This window comes from Streptomyces sp. NPDC043861, from assembly GCF_056435905.1.
In genome coordinates this window covers 183,760-202,047 of record NZ_JBWKDP010000016.1, presented here as the reverse complement: position 1 = coordinate 202,047, position 18,288 = coordinate 183,760, and the positions used below count along the sequence as shown (strand labels likewise).

Annotated in this window: 15 protein-coding genes, 1 rRNA gene, 1 pseudogene and 2 riboswitches; of the genes and pseudogenes, 14 read left to right on the top strand and 3 right to left on the bottom strand. The window is 68.7% G+C overall.

All coding sequences use genetic code 11. From position 1 onward, the window contains the following. From rrf to AC068D_RS30385, 11 genes are all read left to right on the top strand, one after another. Window positions 1–91 (top strand): 5S ribosomal RNA (rrf, locus tag AC068D_RS30435); the annotation flags it as partial. 160 nt (window positions 92–251) lie between these two features. Next, entirely contained in the window at window positions 252–860 is a 609-nt protein-coding gene (gene clsA / locus AC068D_RS30430; protein WP_478826311.1) for a cardiolipin synthase ClsA, read from the top strand. A gap of 112 nt (window positions 861–972) precedes the next feature. Continuing rightward, the gene (locus AC068D_RS30425) at window positions 973–3,468 is read left to right on the top strand and encodes a sugar phosphate nucleotidyltransferase (RefSeq protein ID WP_478826310.1); all 2,496 of its coding nucleotides are present in this window, start codon (window positions 973–975) and stop codon (window positions 3,466–3,468) included. Between the two features lie 99 nt (window positions 3,469–3,567). Continuing rightward, window positions 3,568–4,497: a DUF881 domain-containing protein gene (locus tag AC068D_RS30420; RefSeq protein WP_478826309.1), complete on the top strand. Its 930-nt coding sequence runs from the start codon at window positions 3,568–3,570 to the stop codon at window positions 4,495–4,497. Next, entirely contained in the window at window positions 4,494–4,826 is a 333-nt protein-coding gene (locus AC068D_RS30415; RefSeq protein ID WP_242332811.1) for a small basic family protein, read from the top strand. The genes AC068D_RS30420 and AC068D_RS30415 overlap by 4 nt, the downstream gene beginning before the upstream one ends. Window positions 4,827–4,849: 23 nt before the next feature. Further along, window positions 4,850–5,806, top strand: coding sequence for a DUF881 domain-containing protein (locus tag AC068D_RS30410; RefSeq protein ID WP_478826308.1), 957 nt, complete (start codon window positions 4,850–4,852; stop codon window positions 5,804–5,806). 187 nt (window positions 5,807–5,993) lie between these two features. Beyond that, on the top strand, window positions 5,994–6,830 hold the full coding sequence (locus AC068D_RS30405) for an FHA domain-containing protein (RefSeq protein WP_478826307.1): 837 nt from the start codon (window positions 5,994–5,996) through the stop codon (window positions 6,828–6,830). A 17-nt stretch (window positions 6,831–6,847) separates the two neighbouring features. Further along, window positions 6,848–7,594 (top strand): transcriptional regulator FtsR, encoded by a 747-nt coding sequence (gene ftsR, locus AC068D_RS30400; RefSeq protein WP_478826306.1) that lies wholly within the window; start codon window positions 6,848–6,850, stop codon window positions 7,592–7,594. Between the two features lie 75 nt (window positions 7,595–7,669). Further along, window positions 7,670–8,143, top strand: coding sequence for a bifunctional nuclease family protein (locus AC068D_RS30395; RefSeq protein WP_026281837.1), 474 nt, complete (start codon window positions 7,670–7,672; stop codon window positions 8,141–8,143). A gap of 187 nt (window positions 8,144–8,330) precedes the next feature. Then, window positions 8,331–8,930, top strand: a complete 600-nt coding sequence (locus AC068D_RS30390) for a MerR family transcriptional regulator (RefSeq protein ID WP_478826305.1) — start codon at window positions 8,331–8,333, stop codon at window positions 8,928–8,930. A gap of 121 nt (window positions 8,931–9,051) precedes the next feature. Next, a complete protein-coding gene (locus tag AC068D_RS30385) occupies window positions 9,052–10,599 on the top strand; it encodes a DNA polymerase IV (RefSeq protein WP_478826304.1) in 1,548 nt (515 codons plus the stop codon). Between the two features lie 161 nt (window positions 10,600–10,760). Here AC068D_RS30385 and AC068D_RS30380 read toward each other — a convergent pair. Further along, window positions 10,761–10,817, bottom strand: a pseudogene (locus AC068D_RS30380) (PRC-barrel domain-containing protein); the annotation flags it as partial. Between the two features lie 188 nt (window positions 10,818–11,005). Further along, a riboswitch (glycine riboswitch) is annotated at window positions 11,006–11,102 on the top strand. Beyond that, a riboswitch (glycine riboswitch) is annotated at window positions 11,103–11,226 on the top strand. Between the two features lie 58 nt (window positions 11,227–11,284). On the opposite strand from AC068D_RS30380, the gene gcvP reads away from it, so the two are divergent. Continuing rightward, complete coding sequence (gene gcvP, locus AC068D_RS30375) at window positions 11,285–14,170, top strand: aminomethyl-transferring glycine dehydrogenase (RefSeq protein WP_478826303.1); 2,886 nt, start codon at window positions 11,285–11,287, stop codon at window positions 14,168–14,170. Between the two features lie 141 nt (window positions 14,171–14,311). On the opposite strand, the gene AC068D_RS30370 is transcribed toward gcvP, so the two are convergent. Beyond that, on the bottom strand, window positions 14,312–14,509 hold the full coding sequence (locus AC068D_RS30370) for a DUF5999 family protein (protein ID WP_478826302.1): 198 nt from the start codon (window positions 14,507–14,509) through the stop codon (window positions 14,312–14,314). A gap of 291 nt (window positions 14,510–14,800) precedes the next feature. Next, window positions 14,801–15,391: a hypothetical protein gene (locus AC068D_RS30365; RefSeq protein ID WP_478826301.1), complete on the bottom strand. Its 591-nt coding sequence runs from the start codon at window positions 15,389–15,391 to the stop codon at window positions 14,801–14,803. A gap of 481 nt (window positions 15,392–15,872) precedes the next feature. Here AC068D_RS30365 and AC068D_RS30360 point away from each other — a divergent pair, with 481 nt between their 5' ends. Beyond that, on the top strand, window positions 15,873–17,375 hold the full coding sequence (locus AC068D_RS30360) for a glutamate-cysteine ligase family protein (protein WP_478826300.1): 1,503 nt from the start codon (window positions 15,873–15,875) through the stop codon (window positions 17,373–17,375). 100 nt (window positions 17,376–17,475) lie between these two features. After that, window positions 17,476–18,279, top strand: a complete 804-nt coding sequence (locus AC068D_RS30355) for a CPBP family intramembrane glutamic endopeptidase (protein ID WP_478826299.1) — start codon at window positions 17,476–17,478, stop codon at window positions 18,277–18,279. Window positions 18,280–18,288 lie beyond the last annotated feature (9 nt).

Here is an 18,288-nt window from a genome sequence, read left to right as displayed (position 1 = left end):
GCCCGGTAACATTCCGAACCCGGAAGCTAAGCCTTTCAGCGCCGATGGTACTGCAGGGGGGACCCTGTGGGAGAGTAGGACACCGCCGAACAATTATTGGGCCGTGGTTCCTGGATTTCGATCCGGGAACCACGGCCTTTTTGTGTTTAACAGGCTTCTTCGAGTCCCGTCACCCCTCTGTACGATTCCCGGAGAGCTGAGGGTAGGGTCAGGAAGCACATCGTAGACACGTTCCCACAGGAGGCCCCCGGGTGGAGGTCCAGGAGACTCGCGTTCAGACGGACCGGGTGCTCACCATCCCCAACATCCTCAGCATGGCCCGCCTGCTCGGGGTGCCGCTGTTCCTGTGGTTGATCCTCCTGCCGGAGTTCGGCGGACCGAAGATGGACGGATGGGCGCTGCTCGTCCTTGCGCTGAGCGGCGTCAGCGACTATCTCGACGGCAAGCTGGCGCGCCGTTGGAACCAGATCAGCAGCCTGGGCCGGATCCTTGACCCTGCTGCCGACCGCCTTTACATCCTTTCCACTCTCGTGGGGCTCACCTGGCGCGGGATCCTGCCGCTATGGCTCACCGCGGCACTTTTGGCCCGGGAGCTGATGCTGCTGGTGATGGTGTGGATCCTCCGCCGGCACGGCTATCCGCCTCCCCAGGTGAACTTCCTGGGCAAGGCGGCTACCTTCAACTTGATGTACGCGTTTCCGCTGCTCCTGCTCAGTGACGGAAACACGTGGCTTGCGTCACTCGCCGCTGTTTTCGGATGGGCGTTCGCAGGATGGGGTACAACTCTCTACTGGTGGGCAGGGATCCTCTACGTGGTCCAGGTCCGCCGACTCGTCAAGGCTGATGCCGTGGCCGATTGAGCCGTTTGCACGGAGCTGTGCAGAGTCCGCCGGGCCGCACGTGACATTGAAGGCCTTCCCGGACGGGTGAAGTCGGCTGGACCGTCGTCTCTTCAAGGAGGACGCTTCCGACATGAAGGCCGTCGTGATGGCTGGTGGCGAAGGAACACGACTTCGCCCCATGACCTCGAGCATGCCCAAGCCACTGCTTCCGGTGGCCAACAGGCCGATCATGGAGCATGTGCTGCGCTTGCTGAAGCGGCATGGGCTCAATGAGACCGTTGTAACCGTCCAGTTTCTCGCCTCTCTCGTCAAGAACTATTTCGGCGACGGCGAGGAACTGGGGATGGAGCTGACCTATGCCAACGAGGAGAAGCCACTCGGCACCGCGGGCAGTGTGAAGAACGCCGAGGAGGCGTTGAAGGACGACGCATTCCTCGTCATCTCGGGTGACGCCCTCACCGACTTCGATCTGACCGATCTCATCTCCTTCCACAAGGAGAAGGGCGCACTGGTCACCGTGTGTCTGACTCGGGTACCGAATCCGCTTGAATTCGGTATCACGATCGTGGACGAGCAGGGAAAGGTCGAGCGATTCCTTGAGAAGCCGACCTGGGGGCAGGTCTTCTCGGACACGGTCAACACCGGCATCTACGTCATGGAGCCCGAGGTCTTCGACTATGTCGAGGCCGACGTACCCGTGGACTGGTCCGGAGATGTCTTCCCGCAGCTCATGAAGGAGGGCAAGCCGATCTACGGCTATGTCGCCGAGGGCTACTGGGAGGACGTGGGCACGCACGAGAGCTATGTGAAGGCACAGGCCGACGTTCTCGAGGGCAAGGTCGACGTGGAGCTCGACGGCTTCGAGATCTCGCCCGGGGTGTGGGTGGCCGAGGGCGCCGAGGTCCACCCCGACGCCGTGCTCCGAGGGCCCCTGTACATCGGCGACTACGCCAAGGTCGAAGCCGGCGTGGAAATCCGCGAGCACACGGTGGTCGGCTCCAACGTGGTCGTGAAGAGCGGTGCCTTCCTCCACCGGGCCGTCATTCACGACAACGTCTACATCGGGCAGCACAGCAATCTGCGCGGCTGCGTGATCGGCAAGAACACCGACATCATGAGGGCCTGTCGCATCGAGGACGGTGCCGTCATCGGTGATGAGTGCCTGATCGGCGAAGAATCGATCGTTCAGGGCAATGTGCGGGTGTACCCGTTCAAGACGATCGAGGCGGGCGCCTTCGTCAACACGTCGGTGATCTGGGAGTCGCGCGGCCAGGCGCATCTCTTCGGTGCCCGAGGTGTCTCCGGGATCATCAATGTGGAGATCACGCCGGAGCTGGCCGTACGGCTGGCGGGCGCGTACGCCACCACCCTCAAGAAAGGCGCCACCGTCACCACGGCGCGTGATCATTCCCGTGGCGCCCGGGCACTGAAACGCGCTGTCATCTCCGCGCTCCAGGCCAGCGCCATCGACGTACGCGACCTCGAGAACGTGCCGCTGCCCGTGGCGCGCCAGCAGACGGCACGCGGAAGCGCCGGCGGGATCATGATCCGCACCTCGCCCGGGGTACCGGACTCCGTCGACATCATGTTCTTCGACGAGCGCGGGGCGGACCTCTCCCAGGCCGGGCAGCGGAAGCTGGACAGGGTGTACGCGCGTCAGGAGTACCGGCGGGCGTTCCCCGGTGAGATCGGGGACCTGTACTTCCCTGCCAGCGTGTTCGACTCGTACACCGGATCGCTGCTGCGCAATGTCGATACGACGGGGATTGCCGACGCGGGCCTCAAGGTCGTGGTCGATGCGTCGAACGGCAGCGCCGGCCTTGTGCTGCCGAGCCTGCTCGGCCGACTCGGCGTGGACGCCCTGACGATCAATCCAGGTCTCGACGAGTCCAGGCCCACCGAGACGGGCGACGCGCGCAGAAAGGGGCTCGTGAGGCTCGGGGAGATCGTGGCGTCGGCGAGAGCGGCGTTCGGGGTGCGCTTCGACACCGTCGGTGAGCGGCTCTCCCTCGTCGACGAGCGAGGCCGGATCATCGAGGACGACCGTGCCCTGCTGGTCATGCTCGACCTCGTTGCCGCGGAGCGGCGCAGTGGACGGGTCGCCCTGCCGGTGACGACGACGCGGATCGCCGAGCAGGTCGCGGCGTACCACGGCACCCAGGTCGAATGGACCACGACATCGCCGGACGACCTCACCAGGGTCGGCCGGGAGGAGTCCACCATTTTCGGTGGGGACGGGCGCGGCGGCTTCATCATTCCCGAATTCAGCAGCGTGTTCGACGGAACGGCGGCCTTTGTACGGCTGCTCGCTCTGGTGGCCCGGACACAGCTCACGCTGAGCCAGATCGATGCCCGGATTCCACGGGCGCATGTGCTGCGCCGGGACATGGCGACACCGTGGGCGGTGAAGGGCCTCGTGATGCGCCGGGTCGTGGAGGAGGCGGGAGACCGTTCCGTCGACACCACGGACGGGGTCCGGGTGGTCGAGGCCGACGGACGTTGGGTGATGGTCCTGCCCGATCCTGCCGAAGCCGTCACCCATCTGTGGGCGGAAGGCCCCGATGACGCATCCGCTCAAGCACTGCTCGACGAGTGGGCAGCCGTCGTGGAGAGCACTGGCGACTGAGGGACGAATGCCGTGTGCCGGGAGGTGGCGTGACCTGCCTCCCGGCACAACGGTGGGGCCATTCGGCGGTAGCGGTTGCGACATGCGACGATGTGCGGCATGCCGCAGCAGCCCCCCGTTCGGAGCACAGCCTCACCACCACCGCGTCCCGATGCGTCGATGTCGCTGCTGACCAATGTCATGGACCACAGCCTCGACGACGGCTATGCGGAGGCGGCGGCCCGCAGGGACGCAGAGGGCGGCGGACTTCCCAGGACCCTGCGCGCCAAGCTGGGCCTTGCGGCCGGGCTCGTACTCGCGGCCCTGGTGGTCACGCTGGGAGCGGCCCAGGCGCGGATATCGGCACCGGTGGTGGCGAAGGAGCGCGAGGAGCTCATCGACCGGATCGACGCGGAGACTTCGGCGGCCGACGACCTCGAGGCCGAAGTCGAACGGCTCCGGGACGAGGTGGGAGACCGGCAGCGCAAGGCGCTGCAGCACCAGGGCGGGGGACAGGGGGACCTCGTCGCGCTGCTCTCGGGGGGTACGGAGGTCCGCGGCCCCGGTATCAAGCTGGTCGTCGACGACGCCAAGGGCGCGGATTCCGACGGTGGCGGACCGCGGGAAAGCAGCGGCTTCTCCGATACGGGCCGGGTGCGTGACCGGGACATGCAGCGGGTCGTCAATGGTCTCTGGCAGGCCGGCGCGGAGGCCGTTGCCATCAACGGGCAGAGGCTGACCGCCCTGTCCGCGATCCGTGCGGCCGGTGACGCGATACTGGTCGACAACAGACCGCTGGTGCCGCCGTACACCGTGCTGGCGGTGGGGGACGGGAACAAGCTGAGCACCGCCTTCCAGGACAGTGCCGACGGCCAGTACCTCCATGCGCTGCAGGAGAACTTCGGCATCCGTACCAGCATTTCCGCCCAGGAAGAGGTGCGGCTGCCTGCCGCGCCGAGCCTGATCGTTCGAACCGCAGAGCCGAGGACCCCCGATGCCGGAAGCGGCAGCGGGAAGGGCATGGCAGAGACTGGGAAGGGCACATCGTGATCGCCGTACTGGGCCTCGTCGTGGGAGTCGTGGCAGGACTGTTGCTCCGCCCCGAAGTGCCGGCGGTGGTCGAGCCCTACCTTCCGATCGCCGTGGTCGCGGCCCTCGACGCGGTATTCGGCGGATTGCGCGCCATGCTCGACGGAATCTTCGTCGACAAGGTCTTCGTGGTCTCCTTCCTGTCGAACGTCGTGGTCGCGGCTCTGATCGTGTTCCTCGGCGACAAGCTGGGAGTCGGCGCACAGCTCTCGACGGGTGTCGTGGTGGTGCTCGGTATCCGGATCTTCTCCAACGCGGCCGCCATTCGCCGGCACGTGTTCCGGGCGTGAGGCCGATGCGGGACGACGAGCAGATGGATACCGAGGGTCTGTCGCAGGACGACGTAAGGACCACGAAGGAGCCGCAGCCCGGGCAGGACCGGGCGGAGCGACGGGAGCCGGCCGGCCCGCCCGGCGAGCAGGCGGCTCTGCCGGGGCCGGACGCTTCGGGCGATGAGGCAGGGCCGCACGAGCGAGCCGGTCTGCCGGGGCAGGAGAGCCAGGACGAGGCCGAGCGGCCTGACGAGCAGGGCGGGCAGGCCCCTGACGGGCTGACCGGTCGCCAGCGACTGATCGCCGGGCTCTGGCCGCCCCGTGTCACCCGCGCCCAACTCGTCGTCGCCCTCCTGCTGTTCGTGCTGGGCCTCGGTCTCGCCATCCAGGTCCAGTCGACGAGCGACAACAGTGCGCTGCGCGGTGCCCGCCAGGAGGATTTGGTGCGCATCCTGGATGAACTCGATGACCGCACCACGCGTCTAGAGGATGAGAAGCAGCGTCTGGAGGACCAGCGGACCGAGCTGGAGACCAGCTCGGACCAGGCGGAAGAGGCGCGCAGGCAGACGCAGGAAAAGGAGCGGCAGCTGGGCATCCTTGCCGGTACGGTGGCGGCCACCGGACCGGGGATCGCACTGAGCATCGAGGACGGGTCCGGAGCTGTCGAGCCCGACATGCTGCTGGATGCCATCCAGGAGCTGCGTGCCGCGGGCGCCGAGGCCATCCAGGTCAATGACGTCCGGGTCGTCGCCGATTCGTACTTCTCCGGCGGAGGCGGTGACATCCGGATCGACGGGAAGAAGATCGCCGCGCCCTATCGGTTCGAGGTCATCGGCAAGCCGCAGGACCTGGAGCCCGCGCTCAACATCCCGGGTGGTGTGGTCCAGACCTTGGAGAAGGAGCAGGCCACGGCCACTGTGACCCGGTCGGAGAAGATCGTTGTGGACGCCTTGCGACGGGTGGAACGGCCTGACTACGCTCGGTCGTCCTCCCAGTGAGACGAGGGGCGCATGGGGCTGCTGGACGAGGGCAAGAGGTTGCGGGGGGTCGACGCATCGTAAGCGTGCAGCGTGGTGGAAACTGTCCGGAGGGTACGGACGTTGTGAGGATGTCCGGGTCGGCAGGTGTGTTCATTCAGGATTCCTGCCCCACGGGCGGGTCTGTTTCGGTCAAGGGGAATCGCCCGTGAAGTTGTTTGCGAAGTTGTTCGGCAAGAGTGCACGCGAGGGCAGCGACAACGCCCGCCATCGCGCACCGCGCCATGGGCAGGAGGAGGAGCAGGCCGGCGAGCGCCCGCTCTTCCGCGACGAGGTCGCCGGACCGGGCGGTGACATTCCCGGCACACAGGGCGCGTCTGCTGTTGACCCTGCCGGTCCCGGCCGCATAGGTTTCGGAGAACCGTCAACCTCAAGTACGGGTGGAGGGTTGCCCTCCGGTGACCCGTACGCGTCCCAGGCCCCCGCGGGGCAGCCGCGGCAGGAGGATCCGTCCATGCCGGTATGTACGCGTTGCGGGCACCGCAACGCCGAGACCAGCCGTTTCTGCTCCAACTGCGGAGCGCCGCTGCGCGCCGGGGCGCAGCCGGAGCGTGCCTCGGAGACGACCTCGACGATCTCCATCTCGGGTCTGGAAGCCTATGACGCGGAGATGACGGGGCAGACGGTCGTTCCTTCGCTGTCTCCCGAGGCCCAGGCGGCCGTCGATGCGCTGCCTCTCGGCTCGGCGCTGCTCGTCGTGCGCCGCGGGCCCAACTCGGGCAGCCGCTTCCTCCTCGACGGTGAGCTGACCACGGCGGGCCGTCATCCGCAGAGCGACATCTTCCTCGACGACTTCACGGTGTCCCGGCGCCATGTGGAGTTCCGCAGGGCCCCCGACGGCACCTTCACCGTCACGGACGTGGGCAGCCTCAACGGCACGTACGTCAACCGGGAGCCGATCGACTCGGTCCAGCTCTCGAACGGCGACGAGGTACAGATCGGAAAGTACCGGCTGGTCTTCTACTCGAGCCAGCGGGGCGTGTGACCCCTCAGGGAAGGTCCATGCTGCGAACAACACCGACGGGCGGTGCCGACCGAGGCACCGCCCGTGGCGACCGGCTGGTAAGCATCGGCGCGGTGCTGCACGAGCTCCGCGAAGAGTTCCCCGAAGTCACCATCTCCAAGATCCGTTTCCTGGAGGCGGAGGGGCTGGTCGAGCCGCGGCGCACTCCTTCGGGTTACCGCAAGTTCAGCCCGGACGATGTCGAGCGACTTGCCCAGGTGCTGCGTATGCAGCGGGACCACTATCTTCCCCTCAAGGTCATCCGGGAGCATCTCGATGCCCAGGCCCGGGGCGAGGACGTTCCGCCCCTGCCCCGGGGCGGCGGGCTGCAGGACCAGGGACCTGCCGGTGCGGGCGCCGGACCGGAGGGGCCCACGGCGGCCCGGGTCGGTCGCCCCGAACTCCTGGCCGCCGCCGAGGTGACCGAGGCGGAGCTGGAGGCCTGGGAGTCCTACGGGCTCATCACTCCTGCGGCGGACGGCGGTTATGACGCCGAGTCCGTGACCGTGGCCAAACTGGTGGCGCACATGGGCCGTTTCGGTCTGGAACCCCGGCATCTGCGGGCCATGAAGGCGGCCGCGGACCGTGAGGCCGGACTGGTCGAACAAGTGGTCGCCCCGTTGCGCCGGCATCGCAACCCGCAGACCAGGGCCCATGCCGAGGCGACCACGAAGGAACTCGCGGACCTGTCCGTCCGGCTCCATGCCGCGCTGGTCCAGACCGCCCTGGGTGTCCGGTTGCGCTGATCCCGCCCCGGTCTTGTGCCGATCTTGGGGCTGCCCGACTACCCAAACCTGCCGGGCACGTCCTAGGGTTGCTGTGTGAACGAGCTCGACGTTGTGGGTGTCCGGGTGGAAATGCCCTCCAACCAGCCGATCGTGCTCCTGCGCGAAGTGGGAGGCGACCGGTACCTCCCCATCTGGATCGGCCCCGGGGAGGCGACCGCGATCGCCTTCGCGCAGCAGGGCATGGCCCCCGCCAGGCCGCTGACCCACGACCTGTTCAAGGACGTGCTGGAGGCCGTTGGGCAGGAGCTCACCGAAGTCCGCATCACGGACCTTCGTGAAGGCGTGTTCTACGCCGAGCTGGTCTTCGCCAGCGGCGTCGAGGTCAGCGCCCGTCCGTCCGACGCCATAGCCCTCGCGCTGCGCACCGGCACGCCCATCTACGGCAGTGACGGCGTGCTGGACGACGCCGGCATCGCGATCCCGGACGAGCAGGAGGACGAGGTGGAGAAGTTCCGCGAGTTCCTCGACCAGATCTCGCCCGAGGACTTCGGCTCCAGCAGTCAGTGACCTGCTTGCCCTTCGCGGGACGGCGCTCACCGGGTGAAGCCGCGCATCCGGCCATCCGTTCCCCGGATCGGGCCACGCAAAACCACTCTCAGGGTGATTATCACTCGGCGTGCCGAGTGTGGCGATCGTTGACGCGCCCCAGGTGACTGCCTACCGTCGAGAAGGCAGGTCAAGGACGGAGGTCGGCGTGAGAAGCAGCGGCGACGGTACGGCAGGGGGTTCCCTCGGAGTGAGTCCGGGGGCGGGCGAGCCGTATCCGCTTCACATGAGTTCGACGGCCGACTCCTCGACCGAGGACATCGGCTACAGGGGACCGACCGCGTGCGCCGCGGCCGGTATCACCTATCGGCAGCTCGACTACTGGGCACGCACCGGACTCGTGGAGCCGAGTGTGCGTCCTGCCTATGGATCAGGCAGTCAGAGGCTGTACAGCTTCCGGGACGTCGTCGTTCTCAAGATCGTGAAGCGATTCCTGGACACCGGCGTCGCCCTCCAGAACATCCGGACGGCGGTGCAGCATCTGCGGGCCCGCGGCTTCACCGATCTGGACCGGATGACGCTGATGAGCGACGGGGCGACCGTCTACGAGTGCTCCTCGCCCGACGAGGTCGTGGATCTTCTGCAGGGCGGCCAAGGCGTCTTCGGGATCGCCGTGGGCGTGGTGTGGCGGGACGTCGAAGCGGCACTGTCCCAGCTGCACGGCGAGCGCATCGACACCGGCGAGACGCTGGTCGGGCACAATCCGGCGGACGAGCTTGCCAGGCGCCGCCGCGACCGGGCCGTGTGAGCAGAGGGTTCCGGTGTCTGCCGGGGGACGCGGAGGCGTTGGTTCGCCGCACGGACGCATCGCACGGTGCACCTGAGCTGCGCACGGCCGACTGTCAGTGGTGTACGGCAGCATCAGAGGTGTGAGATCCGCGCCGACGATTCTGCATCTGGACATGGATGCGTTCTTCGCCGCCGCCGAGCAGGCGGCGAAGCCCAGTCTGCGCGGAAAACCGGTCGTGGTCGGCGGACTGGGGCCGCGTGGAGTGGTGGCGACGGCGTCGTACGAGGCGAGGCGTTTCGGCGTGCATTCGGCCATGCCGATGGCCCAGGCGCGGCGGCTCTGCCCCAATGCCGCGTACCTGGTGCCGCGGTTCTCGCTGTACCGGTCGGTCAGCGACAAGGTGATGGAATTGCTCGGGCGTCTGTCGCCGCTGGTGGAGCCACTGAGCCTCGACGAGGCGTTTGTGGACCTGGAGGCGGGTGGGGCGGCCGATGACTCGCGCTCGGCACGGGAGGCCGCTGAGCGGCTGCGCAGGGACATTCATGCGGCCACCGGGTTGACCGGCTCGGTGGGCCTTGCCGGCTCGAAGATGCTGGCGAAGATCGCATCCGAGCAGGCGAAGCCCGACGGTCTCGTGCTGATCGAGCCGGGGACGGAGCGGGAGCTGCTGTGGCCCATGCCGGTGCGGACCCTGCCCGGGGTCGGGCCCGCGACCGGGGAGCATCTGCGCCGGGCGGGGATGACCACGGTCGCCGAACTGGCGGAGGCCGGTGAGGACGAGCTCGTACGCCTGCTGGGCAAGGCGCACGGGGCGGTGCTGTTCCGGATGGCGATGGGGCACGACGACCGGCCCGTCGTTGCCGAGCGTGACGCGAAATCGGTCTCGGTCGAGGACACCTTCGACGTGGATCTGCACGACAGGGTGCGGATCAGACTCGAGGTCGAGCGGCTCGCCGAGCGTTGCGTCCAGCGGCTGCGGGCGTCCGGACACTCGGGGCGGACCATCGTGCTGAAGGTGCGGCGGTTCGACTTCTCGACGCTGACCCGGTCGGAGACCCTGCGCGGGCCGACCGACGACACAACAGTGGTGCGGGAGGCTGCAGCGCGGCTGCTGGAGTCGGTGGACACCACGGGCGGGGTGCGTCTGCTCGGCGTGGGGGTGAGCGGCCTCGCCGACTACACCCAGGAGGACCTGTTCGCGCAGGCTGCCGCGGGGGAGAGCGGCTCCGGCGCACATGAGAGCGCCGTGCCCGGCCCCGGGGGTGTGCCCGAGGACCCGGAGCCTCCCGAGCCGCAGCCGAGACCCGAGCGGCGCTGGGCCGCCGGGCGCGATGTGCAGCACGCCCGGTACGGGGCGGGCTGGGTGCAGGGCAGTGGGCTCGGGCGGGTCACGGTCCGTTTCGAGGAGCCCTGGTCGACGGTGCCGGGACGAGTGCGGACGTTCTCGGTCGACGACCCCGAGCTCGAGCCGTCGGAGCCGCTGCCGCTGGTCAGGCAGGAGCCGGACCACCCGTCGGTGGAGGATCCGCCGACGGCTTCCGCCGCCCCGGATCCGTCGTCACCGGATCAGTCGTCGTGGCCGGCCAGCCGTCCGAAGTCGCGGTCCCCCGTGGAGTCCGGGGCGGCCGGATCCGGGCCACCGGACGGCGAGGGCTTCTCCGGGGGAGCGGGGAGGTCGAGTCCGTAGTGGTGGTACAGCTGCAGTTCCTGTTCGGGGGAGAGATGCCGGCCGACGCCGAAGTCGGGGGCGTCCTTGATCAGTGCCCGCTCGAAGGGGATGTGGAGGCCGTCGCCGGCGAGCTCGCTGGGCTCCAGCGGGACGAATGCGTCCCTGCTGAACAGCCCGGTGCGCACGGCCGCCCACTCGGGTACTCCCGTCGCGTCGTCGAGATAGACCTCGTCCACGGTCCCGATCTTGGTGCCATTGCGGTCGAACGCCTTGCGGCCTATCAGGCTGCGCGGATCGATATCGGTCTGCACGGTCCCTCCAACCGGTCGCACTGCTCCGTAAGTACTACGAAAATGCACAATTGTGGCCTCGGCCACTCGACAGCTTTGGCCAAGGCCTCGCTGGTACGCTGGCAGACGGCTGCTGACCCCGTGCGGGAGAGTGCTCCGGTCATGTACCGGAGACGCCGAAGGAGCAAATCCTCCCCGGAATCTCTCAGGCCCCCGTACCGCACGGACGAGGTCACTCTGAAAAGCAGAGCGGACGTCCGATGGCGTCCGCTCTCACCGACGGTGAAAACCGGAATGCCGGCGAGCGGGCGGGCGGACCGGTGAAGCTCTCAGGTTAGATGACAGAGGGGGAGGCCGTCCGGGCACCCGCGCCGTGGTGCCCCTCGCAGGTCGCATCGACCAGGAGGCCTCACATGACCGCCAACCGCACTCCGCTCTCACGGCTGGAGCAGGGCACGCCCTTCGAGCAGCGCCACATCGGGCCCGACGCCGAGGCCCAGGCGAAGATGCTCGCCCAGGTCGGCTACGGATCACTCGACGAGCTGACCGCCGCCGCCGTACCGGACGTGATCAAGAGCGCCGAGGCGCTCGGGCTGCCCGACGCCCGTACCGAGGCCGAGGTCCTGGCCGAGCTGCGCTCCCTCGCGGACCGCAACCAGGTCCTGGCCCCGATGATCGGCCTCGGCTACTACGGCACCTTCACCCCGCCGGTCATCCTGCGGAACGTCATGGAGAACCCGGCCTGGTACACCGCGTACACGCCGTACCAGCCCGAGATCTCGCAGGGCCGCCTCGAGGCGCTGCTCAACTTCCAGACGATGGTCGCCGACCTGACCGGACTGCCCACTTCCGGTGCCTCGCTGCTCGACGAGGGCACCGCGGCCGCCGAGGCCATGGCGCTGTCGCGGCGCGTCGGCAAGGTCAAGAACGGCGTGTTCCTGGTCGACGCCGACGCCCTGCCGCAGACCATCGCGGTGATCGAGACCCGTGCCGAACCGACCGGTGTCGAGGTCGTCGTCGCGGATCTGAGCAAGGGCATTCCCGCGGAGGCCGTCGAGCGCGGTGTCTTCGGTGTCCTGCTCCAGTACCCCGGCGCATCCGGAGCCGTCCGTGACCTCAGGCCGGTCATCGAGCAGGCCCACGGGCTCGGCGCGATCGTCACTGTGGCCGCCGACCTCCTGGCGCTGACGCTGCTCACCTCTCCCGGCGAGCTCGGCGCGGACATCGCCGTCGGCACCACCCAGCGCTTCGGCGTTCCGATGGGCTTCGGAGGCCCGCACGCCGGTTACATGGCGGTCCAGGACAAGCACGCCCGCAGCCTGCCCGGCCGCCTCGTCGGTGTTTCCGTCGACGCGGACGGCAACAAGGCCTACCGTCTCGCCCTGCAGACCCGTGAGCAGCACATCCGCCGTGAGAAGGCGACCAGCAACATCTGCACCGCGCAGGTGCTGCTCGCCGTGATGGCCGGGATGTACGCCGTCTACCACGGCCCCCAGGGTCTGCGGACGATCGCGCAGCGCACCCACCGGTACGCCGCGATCCTCGCCGAGGGGCTGCGCGCGGGCGGAGTCGAGCTCGTGCACGGCGCCTACTTCGACACGCTGACCGCCCGGGTCCCCGGCAAGGCCGCCGACGTCCTTGCCGCCGCCCGCGAGAACGGCGTCAACCTGCACCTCGTGGACGCAGACCATGTCTCGATCTCGTGCGACGAGACCACCGGCCGCGCCCAGCTGACCGCCGTCTGGTCCGCCTTCGGCGTCGAGGGTGACATCGAGGCGCTCGACGCGACGGTCGACGACACCCTTCCGGCCGGGCTGCTGCGCACGGACGACGTCCTCACGCACCCGGTCTTCCACGCGCACCGCTCCGAGACCGCGATGCTGCGCTACCTGCGCAGGCTCGCCGACCGTGACTACGCGCTGGACCGGGGCATGATCCCGCTCGGCTCCTGCACGATGAAGCTGAACGCGACCACCGAGATGGAGCCGGTGACCTGGCCGGAGTTCGGGCAGATCCACCCCTTCGCACCGGTGGAGCAGGCGGAGGGCTACCTCACGCTGATCCATGAGCTGGAGGACCGCCTCTCGGAGGTCACCGGCTACGACAAGGTGTCCATCCAGCCGAACGCCGGTTCGCAGGGTGAGCTCGCGGGCCTGCTGGCGGTGCGCGCCTACCACCGCGCCAACGGCGACGAGCAGCGCACCGTCTGCCTCATCCCGTCCTCGGCGCACGGCACCAACGCCGCGAGCGCCGTGATGGCCGGCATGAAGGTCGTCGTCGTCAGGACCGCGGACGACGGCGAGATCGACGTCGCAGACCTGCGCGCCAAGATCGAGCAGTACCGCGACGAGCTGTCCGTGCTGATGATCACGTACCCGTCGACGCACGGCGTCTTCGAGGAGCATGTCGCGGACATCTGCGCGCAGGTGCACGAGGCCGGCGGTCAGGTGTACGTCGACGGAGCCAACCTCAACGCGCTGGTGGGTCTCGCCAAGCCGGGCAAGTTCGGTGGCGATGTCTCCCACCTGAACCTCCACAAGACCTTCTGCATCCCGCACGGCGGCGGCGGCCCGGGTGTCGGCCCGGTCGGCGTCCGCGCGCACCTCGCCCCTTACCTCCCGAACCACCCGCTCCAGCCGACCGCGGGCCCGGAGAGCGGTGTCGGCCCGATCTCGGCCGCTCCGTGGGGTTCGGCGGGAATCCTGCCGATCTCCTGGGCGTACGTCCGTCTGATGGGCGGAGAGGGTCTCAAGCGCGCCACCCAGGTGGCCGTGCTCGCGGCGAACTACATCGCCAAGCGCCTGGAGCCCCACTACCCGGTCCTCTACACCGGCCCGGCCGGGCTCGTCGCGCACGAATGCATCGTGGACCTGCGCCCGATCACCAAGGCGACCGGCGTCAGCGTCGACGACATCGCCAAGCGCCTCATCGACTACGGCTTCCACGCGCCGACGATGTCGTTCCCGGTGGCCGGCACGCTGATGATCGAGCCCACCGAGAGCGAGGACCTGACCGAGATCGACCGCTTCTGCGAAACGATGATCGCCATTCGTGCGGAGATCGAGAAGGTCGCGTCGGGCGAGTGGCCCGCCAACGACAACCCGCTGCGCAACGCCCCGCACACCGCGGCGGCGCTCGGCGGGGAGTGGGACCACTCGTACAGCCGTGAGGACGCGGTGTTCCCGGTCGGCGTCGAGGCCGCGGACAAGTACTGGCCGCCGGTGCGCCGGATCGACGGCGCCTTCGGTGACCGCAACCTGGTCTGCTCCTGCCCGCCGCTCGACGAGTACGACAACTGACGCAGGCACGGCACATACGTCAGGGCCGGCTCGGAGCTGCCTCCGAGTCGGCCCTTCTGCCGGATGCCGAAGTCCCCGGGGTTGTGCCGGAAGGCGCCCAGGGACCCCCGAGGGGCAGTTCGTCCCCCCGGTCCGGCCGGTTCAGGCCGCCGTGGCCACCTGCTGCGGCCGGTGCGGGGCGATGATCTGCCCGTCCGGAAGCAGCTCACCGGTGTCCTCGAAGAGCAGGACGCCGTTGCACAGCAGGCTCCAGCCCTGTTCAGGGTGGTGCGCCACGAGGCGGGCGGCCTCCCGGTCGGCGGAGCTTGCTGATGGGCAGGGTGGCTGGTGCTGGCACATGGATGGGTTCTTTCGCTGCGATGTGAGTGTGCTGCGGCTCGATGCGGTGTTCATGGGCCGCCCCCCGTATCTGTCGGTCCGATCCCAGTGTTGCCCCACGGGCGAGAATCCGCAGGGATTTCGCGGCAGCTCGTCTTACCACTTAATGACGTATCACCCGCGCGGACGGTTCAGCTCAACTGCACCATCTGTTCGGATGGTTCGCAGTGGCCGGACCGGGCTAGTCCGGACGGGGCATGGCGACGCCCCGTGATCGACGGATCACGGGGCGCGGCGCCTGGGAGTCGCCGTTCAGGCCGGTGAACCGAGCAGGGGCGCCGGCGTCACGCGCAGCGTGAGCACCGGCAGCAGGTCGGCGACCCGGTGCGGCCGGTGCGCGGCGATACCCGGCGGGGCCGGCGCCAGCGGCACCAGCAGATCGGCGGGTGCGGGCACGCCGTCGGAGGGATCGGCCCCGGTGTCGCCGTGCAGCCACAGCGTGAGCATGTAGAGCTCGGGCACGGACAGCAGACGTGGCTGATAGCCGTCTGTCAGCGCCTCCGCCTGTTGGAGTGCCCGCTCGGTCGAGGCGATGTACGGGCCCTCGAAGAAGTGGGAGAAGGCCCACCCGTCCGGGGTCAGCATCGTGTCCGCGGCCGCGACGGAACGCTCGCCGCTGCGGATCAGAAACCGCCAGCCTGCCAACCGTGTGCCTGGAGCACGTCCTGCGCGCGGCACGACCTGGTCCAGGACATGGACGGGAAGCGGAAGTTCGGGAGTCACTGTTCCCTGGACGGAGCGGAGTGCGGGGGTGGGGGCCTCGCGGACTGCGGCGGGGGATCCGAGTGCTGCGAGGACGCTGCGCAGGGCAGGCGCGGGTGGCGGGGGGACGTGCAGCGGCATGGTGGGTCGCCTCTCACTCAAGAGACACGGTGATGCGAGGGCAGGTGCGGACGGCACTGTCAGCGTGGGCCAGAGGGGGCTTGAAGGCCATGGCCGGGCGCCAACTCTCTGCCTCGTTCGCGGAGTTTATACGACCCGTGTTCACGCAATGTTTCTGCTAGCCGTCCCCGGTATTGCGGGCAAGACTGGATCAGGACTTTTTCTTGGGCAGTTCCTGGTGGTTTTCCATGAACGCACAAGCGTCACCTGGTGTGTTACCCCTGCCGCGGTCGGCCGAATCCCATCGTGGTTTTTCACCAGGTTCCGGACGGTGGTAACTGCACAGTGCACCATGCCGCCGGAATGTGCCCGGCGAGAGCGGGAACAAGACTAACGCCCCGCCATCGCGCGCGGGGCGTTATGGATCAGTCGGTCTGGGCATTATCGTCCGTGACGCGAGCGGCCGGAGCCGCAGGCCGCCCACTCGAGGAAGGGTGCTTCGATGGGGGAGAAGGTCGTGGCAGGCGGGTTCGACCTGTCCGATCGGCAAAGGTACCGGAGGAAGCTCCAGCAGTGCCTCGCGGGACTGGGGAGGCTCCTGGCGGAGAAGCGATTCGACCGGCCCAAGAATCTGATGGGCCTGGAGATCGAACTGAATCTTGCAGGAGCCGACGGTCTGCCGCGGATGATGAATGCCGAGGTGCTCGACCGGATAGCCAGCCGGGATTTCCAGACCGAACTGGGAATGTTCAACCTGGAGGTCAACATAGCGCCGCACCGCCTGGGCGGACGTGTCCTCGACCAGCTGACGGAGGAGCTGCGGGCCGGTCTGGGATATGCCCACCGCAAAGCCACCGAGCTCGGTGCCGGCATCGTGATGATCGGTATTCTCCCGACCCTCGGCCGGAATGATCTGGTCTCCGCGAATCTTTCGGACGTCGACCGCTACGTCCTGCTCAACGACCAGATCCTCGCCGCGCGGGGCGAGGACTTCACCCTCGACATCGACGGCGTCGAGCGGCTGCACTGTACGTCTGCGTCGATCGCGCCCGAGGCGGCCTGCACCTCCGTGCAACTGCACCTCCAGGTGACACCCGGCCGCTTCGCGCAGGTGTGGAACGCTGCCCAGGCCATCGCCGCGGTCCAGATCGCCGTCGGCGCCAACTCGCCCTTCCTCTTCGGCAGGGAGCTGTGGCGCGAGTCCCGGCCGCCGCTCTTCCAGCAGGCGACGGACACCCGGCCGCCCGAGCTCCAGGCGCAGGGCGTGCGGCCACGTACTTGGTTCGGTGAGCGCTGGATCGGCTCGGCGTACGAGCTCTTCGAGGAGAACCTGCGCTTCTTCCCCGCGCTGCTGCCGATCTGCGACGAGGAGGATCCGCTGCGGGTGCTCGACGACGGCGGCGTGCCGCGCCTCCAGGAGCTCGCCCTGCACAACGGGACCGTCTACCGCTGGAACCGCCCGGTGTACGGACTGGCCGACGGTGTTCCGCATCTTCGCGTCGAGAACCGGGTGCTTCCCGCCGGGCCGACGGTCACCGATGTCGTGGCGAACGCGGCCTTCTACTACGGACTGGTGCGGGCACTCGCGGAAGAGACACGCCCGGTGTGGACGCGGATGCCGTTCGAGGTGGCCGCGGACAACTTCGACACCGCATGCCGCCACGGCATCGACGCCGAGCTCCTGTGGCCGCGCCCCGGCCGCAGCGGCGGCATGACGCGGGTGCCTGCGGTCAAGCTCGTGCGCGACGAGCTGCTTCCGCTGGCCGCAGCGGGGCTCGACGCCTGGAACGTGGAGCCCGCCGACCGCGACCTCCACCTCGGAGTCATCGAGGGGCGGTGCCGACGCCGGGTGAACGGGGCGTCCTGGCAGGTGGAGGCCTTCCACCGGGCGATGGAGTCCGGACTGGACCGGGAGGCCGCGCTGGCGGTCGTCACCCGTCGGTACTGCGAGCTGATGCGGCTGGGCGACCCCGTGCACACCTGGCCGGCCGGTCCGGAGGGCTGAGGCCCGGGCCGCCCGGCCGCCTTCCCACGGGGCCTGCCTTCGTCCGCCGTACTGTCGTCGGGCAAGCTGTGACGGCGGTACGAGCCAACGGGAGGCAGCTGTGCAGGCGGAAGCGGGACGAGTGGCCGGTTCGCTCCCCGAGGGGGGTTTGTCGCGGAGGATCCTGCGGTCCGAGACGCTGATCGTCCTCGCGCTCTCACTCGGCGCCAGCGCCTTGTCGTCACTGATCAGCTTTATGGGCTCATTGACGAAACCGGGCGGTCTCAAGGACCAGGCCGCGACGCTCAACAGCTCGTACGCCCCCGGGCGGCCCTGGCTCGACCTCGCCTGGCAGCTGTTCGGCATCGCCACGGCCCTCGTCCCCGTTGCGCTCGTGGCCCACCTGCTCCTGCGGGAAGGCGCGGGCGGGCTCAAGGCAGTCGGCCTCGACCGCACGAGGCCCTGGCCCGACCTGGGGCGGGGCGCACTGGTGGCCGCGGGGATCGGTGGTGCCGGGCTCGCGTTCTATCTGATCGCCAGGGCGGCGGGCTTCAATCTCACCGTTGTCCCCGAGGCCCTGCCCCAGGTGTGGTGGAAGTACCCGGTCCTGATCCTCTCCGCGCTGCAGAACTCCGTGGTGGAGGAAGTGATCGTCGTCGGGTATCTGCTGCGCAGGCTGGGGCAATTGGGCTGGACGCCGATGGCGGCGCTCGTTGCCAGCTCCGTGCTGCGCGGCTCGTACCACCTGTACCAGGGGATCGGCGGTTTCGTCGGGAACATGGTGATGGGCGTGGTCTTCGTGCTGCTCTACCGGCGGTGGGGCCGGGTGGGCCCCCTGGTGGTGGCACACGGACTTCTCGATATCGTGGCCTTCGTCGGATACGCACTGCTCGCCGGCAAGGTGAGCTGGCTGCCGACGATGTGAGCCGCCCGG

Bases quoted from the DNA above. Each gene is read 5' to 3' on its own strand.
- AC068D_RS30420 (WP_478826309.1), top strand. From the start codon at position 3,568: ATGCCGCAGCAGCCCCCCGTTCGGAGCACAGCCTCACCACCACCGCGT.
- AC068D_RS30360 (WP_478826300.1), top strand. From the start codon at position 15,873: ATGGGGGAGAAGGTCGTGGCAGGCGGGTTCGACCTGTCCGATCGGCAA.
- AC068D_RS30370 (WP_478826302.1), bottom strand. From the start codon at position 14,509: ATGTGCCAGCACCAGCCACCCTGCCCATCAGCAAGCTCCGCCGACCGG.
- ftsR (WP_478826306.1), top strand. From the start codon at position 6,848: ATGCTGCGAACAACACCGACGGGCGGTGCCGACCGAGGCACCGCCCGT.
- AC068D_RS30365 (WP_478826301.1), bottom strand. From the start codon at position 15,391: ATGCCGCTGCACGTCCCCCCGCCACCCGCGCCTGCCCTGCGCAGCGTC.
- AC068D_RS30410 (WP_478826308.1), top strand. From the start codon at position 4,850: ATGGATACCGAGGGTCTGTCGCAGGACGACGTAAGGACCACGAAGGAG.
- gcvP (WP_478826303.1), top strand. From the start codon at position 11,285: ATGACCGCCAACCGCACTCCGCTCTCACGGCTGGAGCAGGGCACGCCC.
- AC068D_RS30425 (WP_478826310.1), top strand. From the start codon at position 973: ATGAAGGCCGTCGTGATGGCTGGTGGCGAAGGAACACGACTTCGCCCC.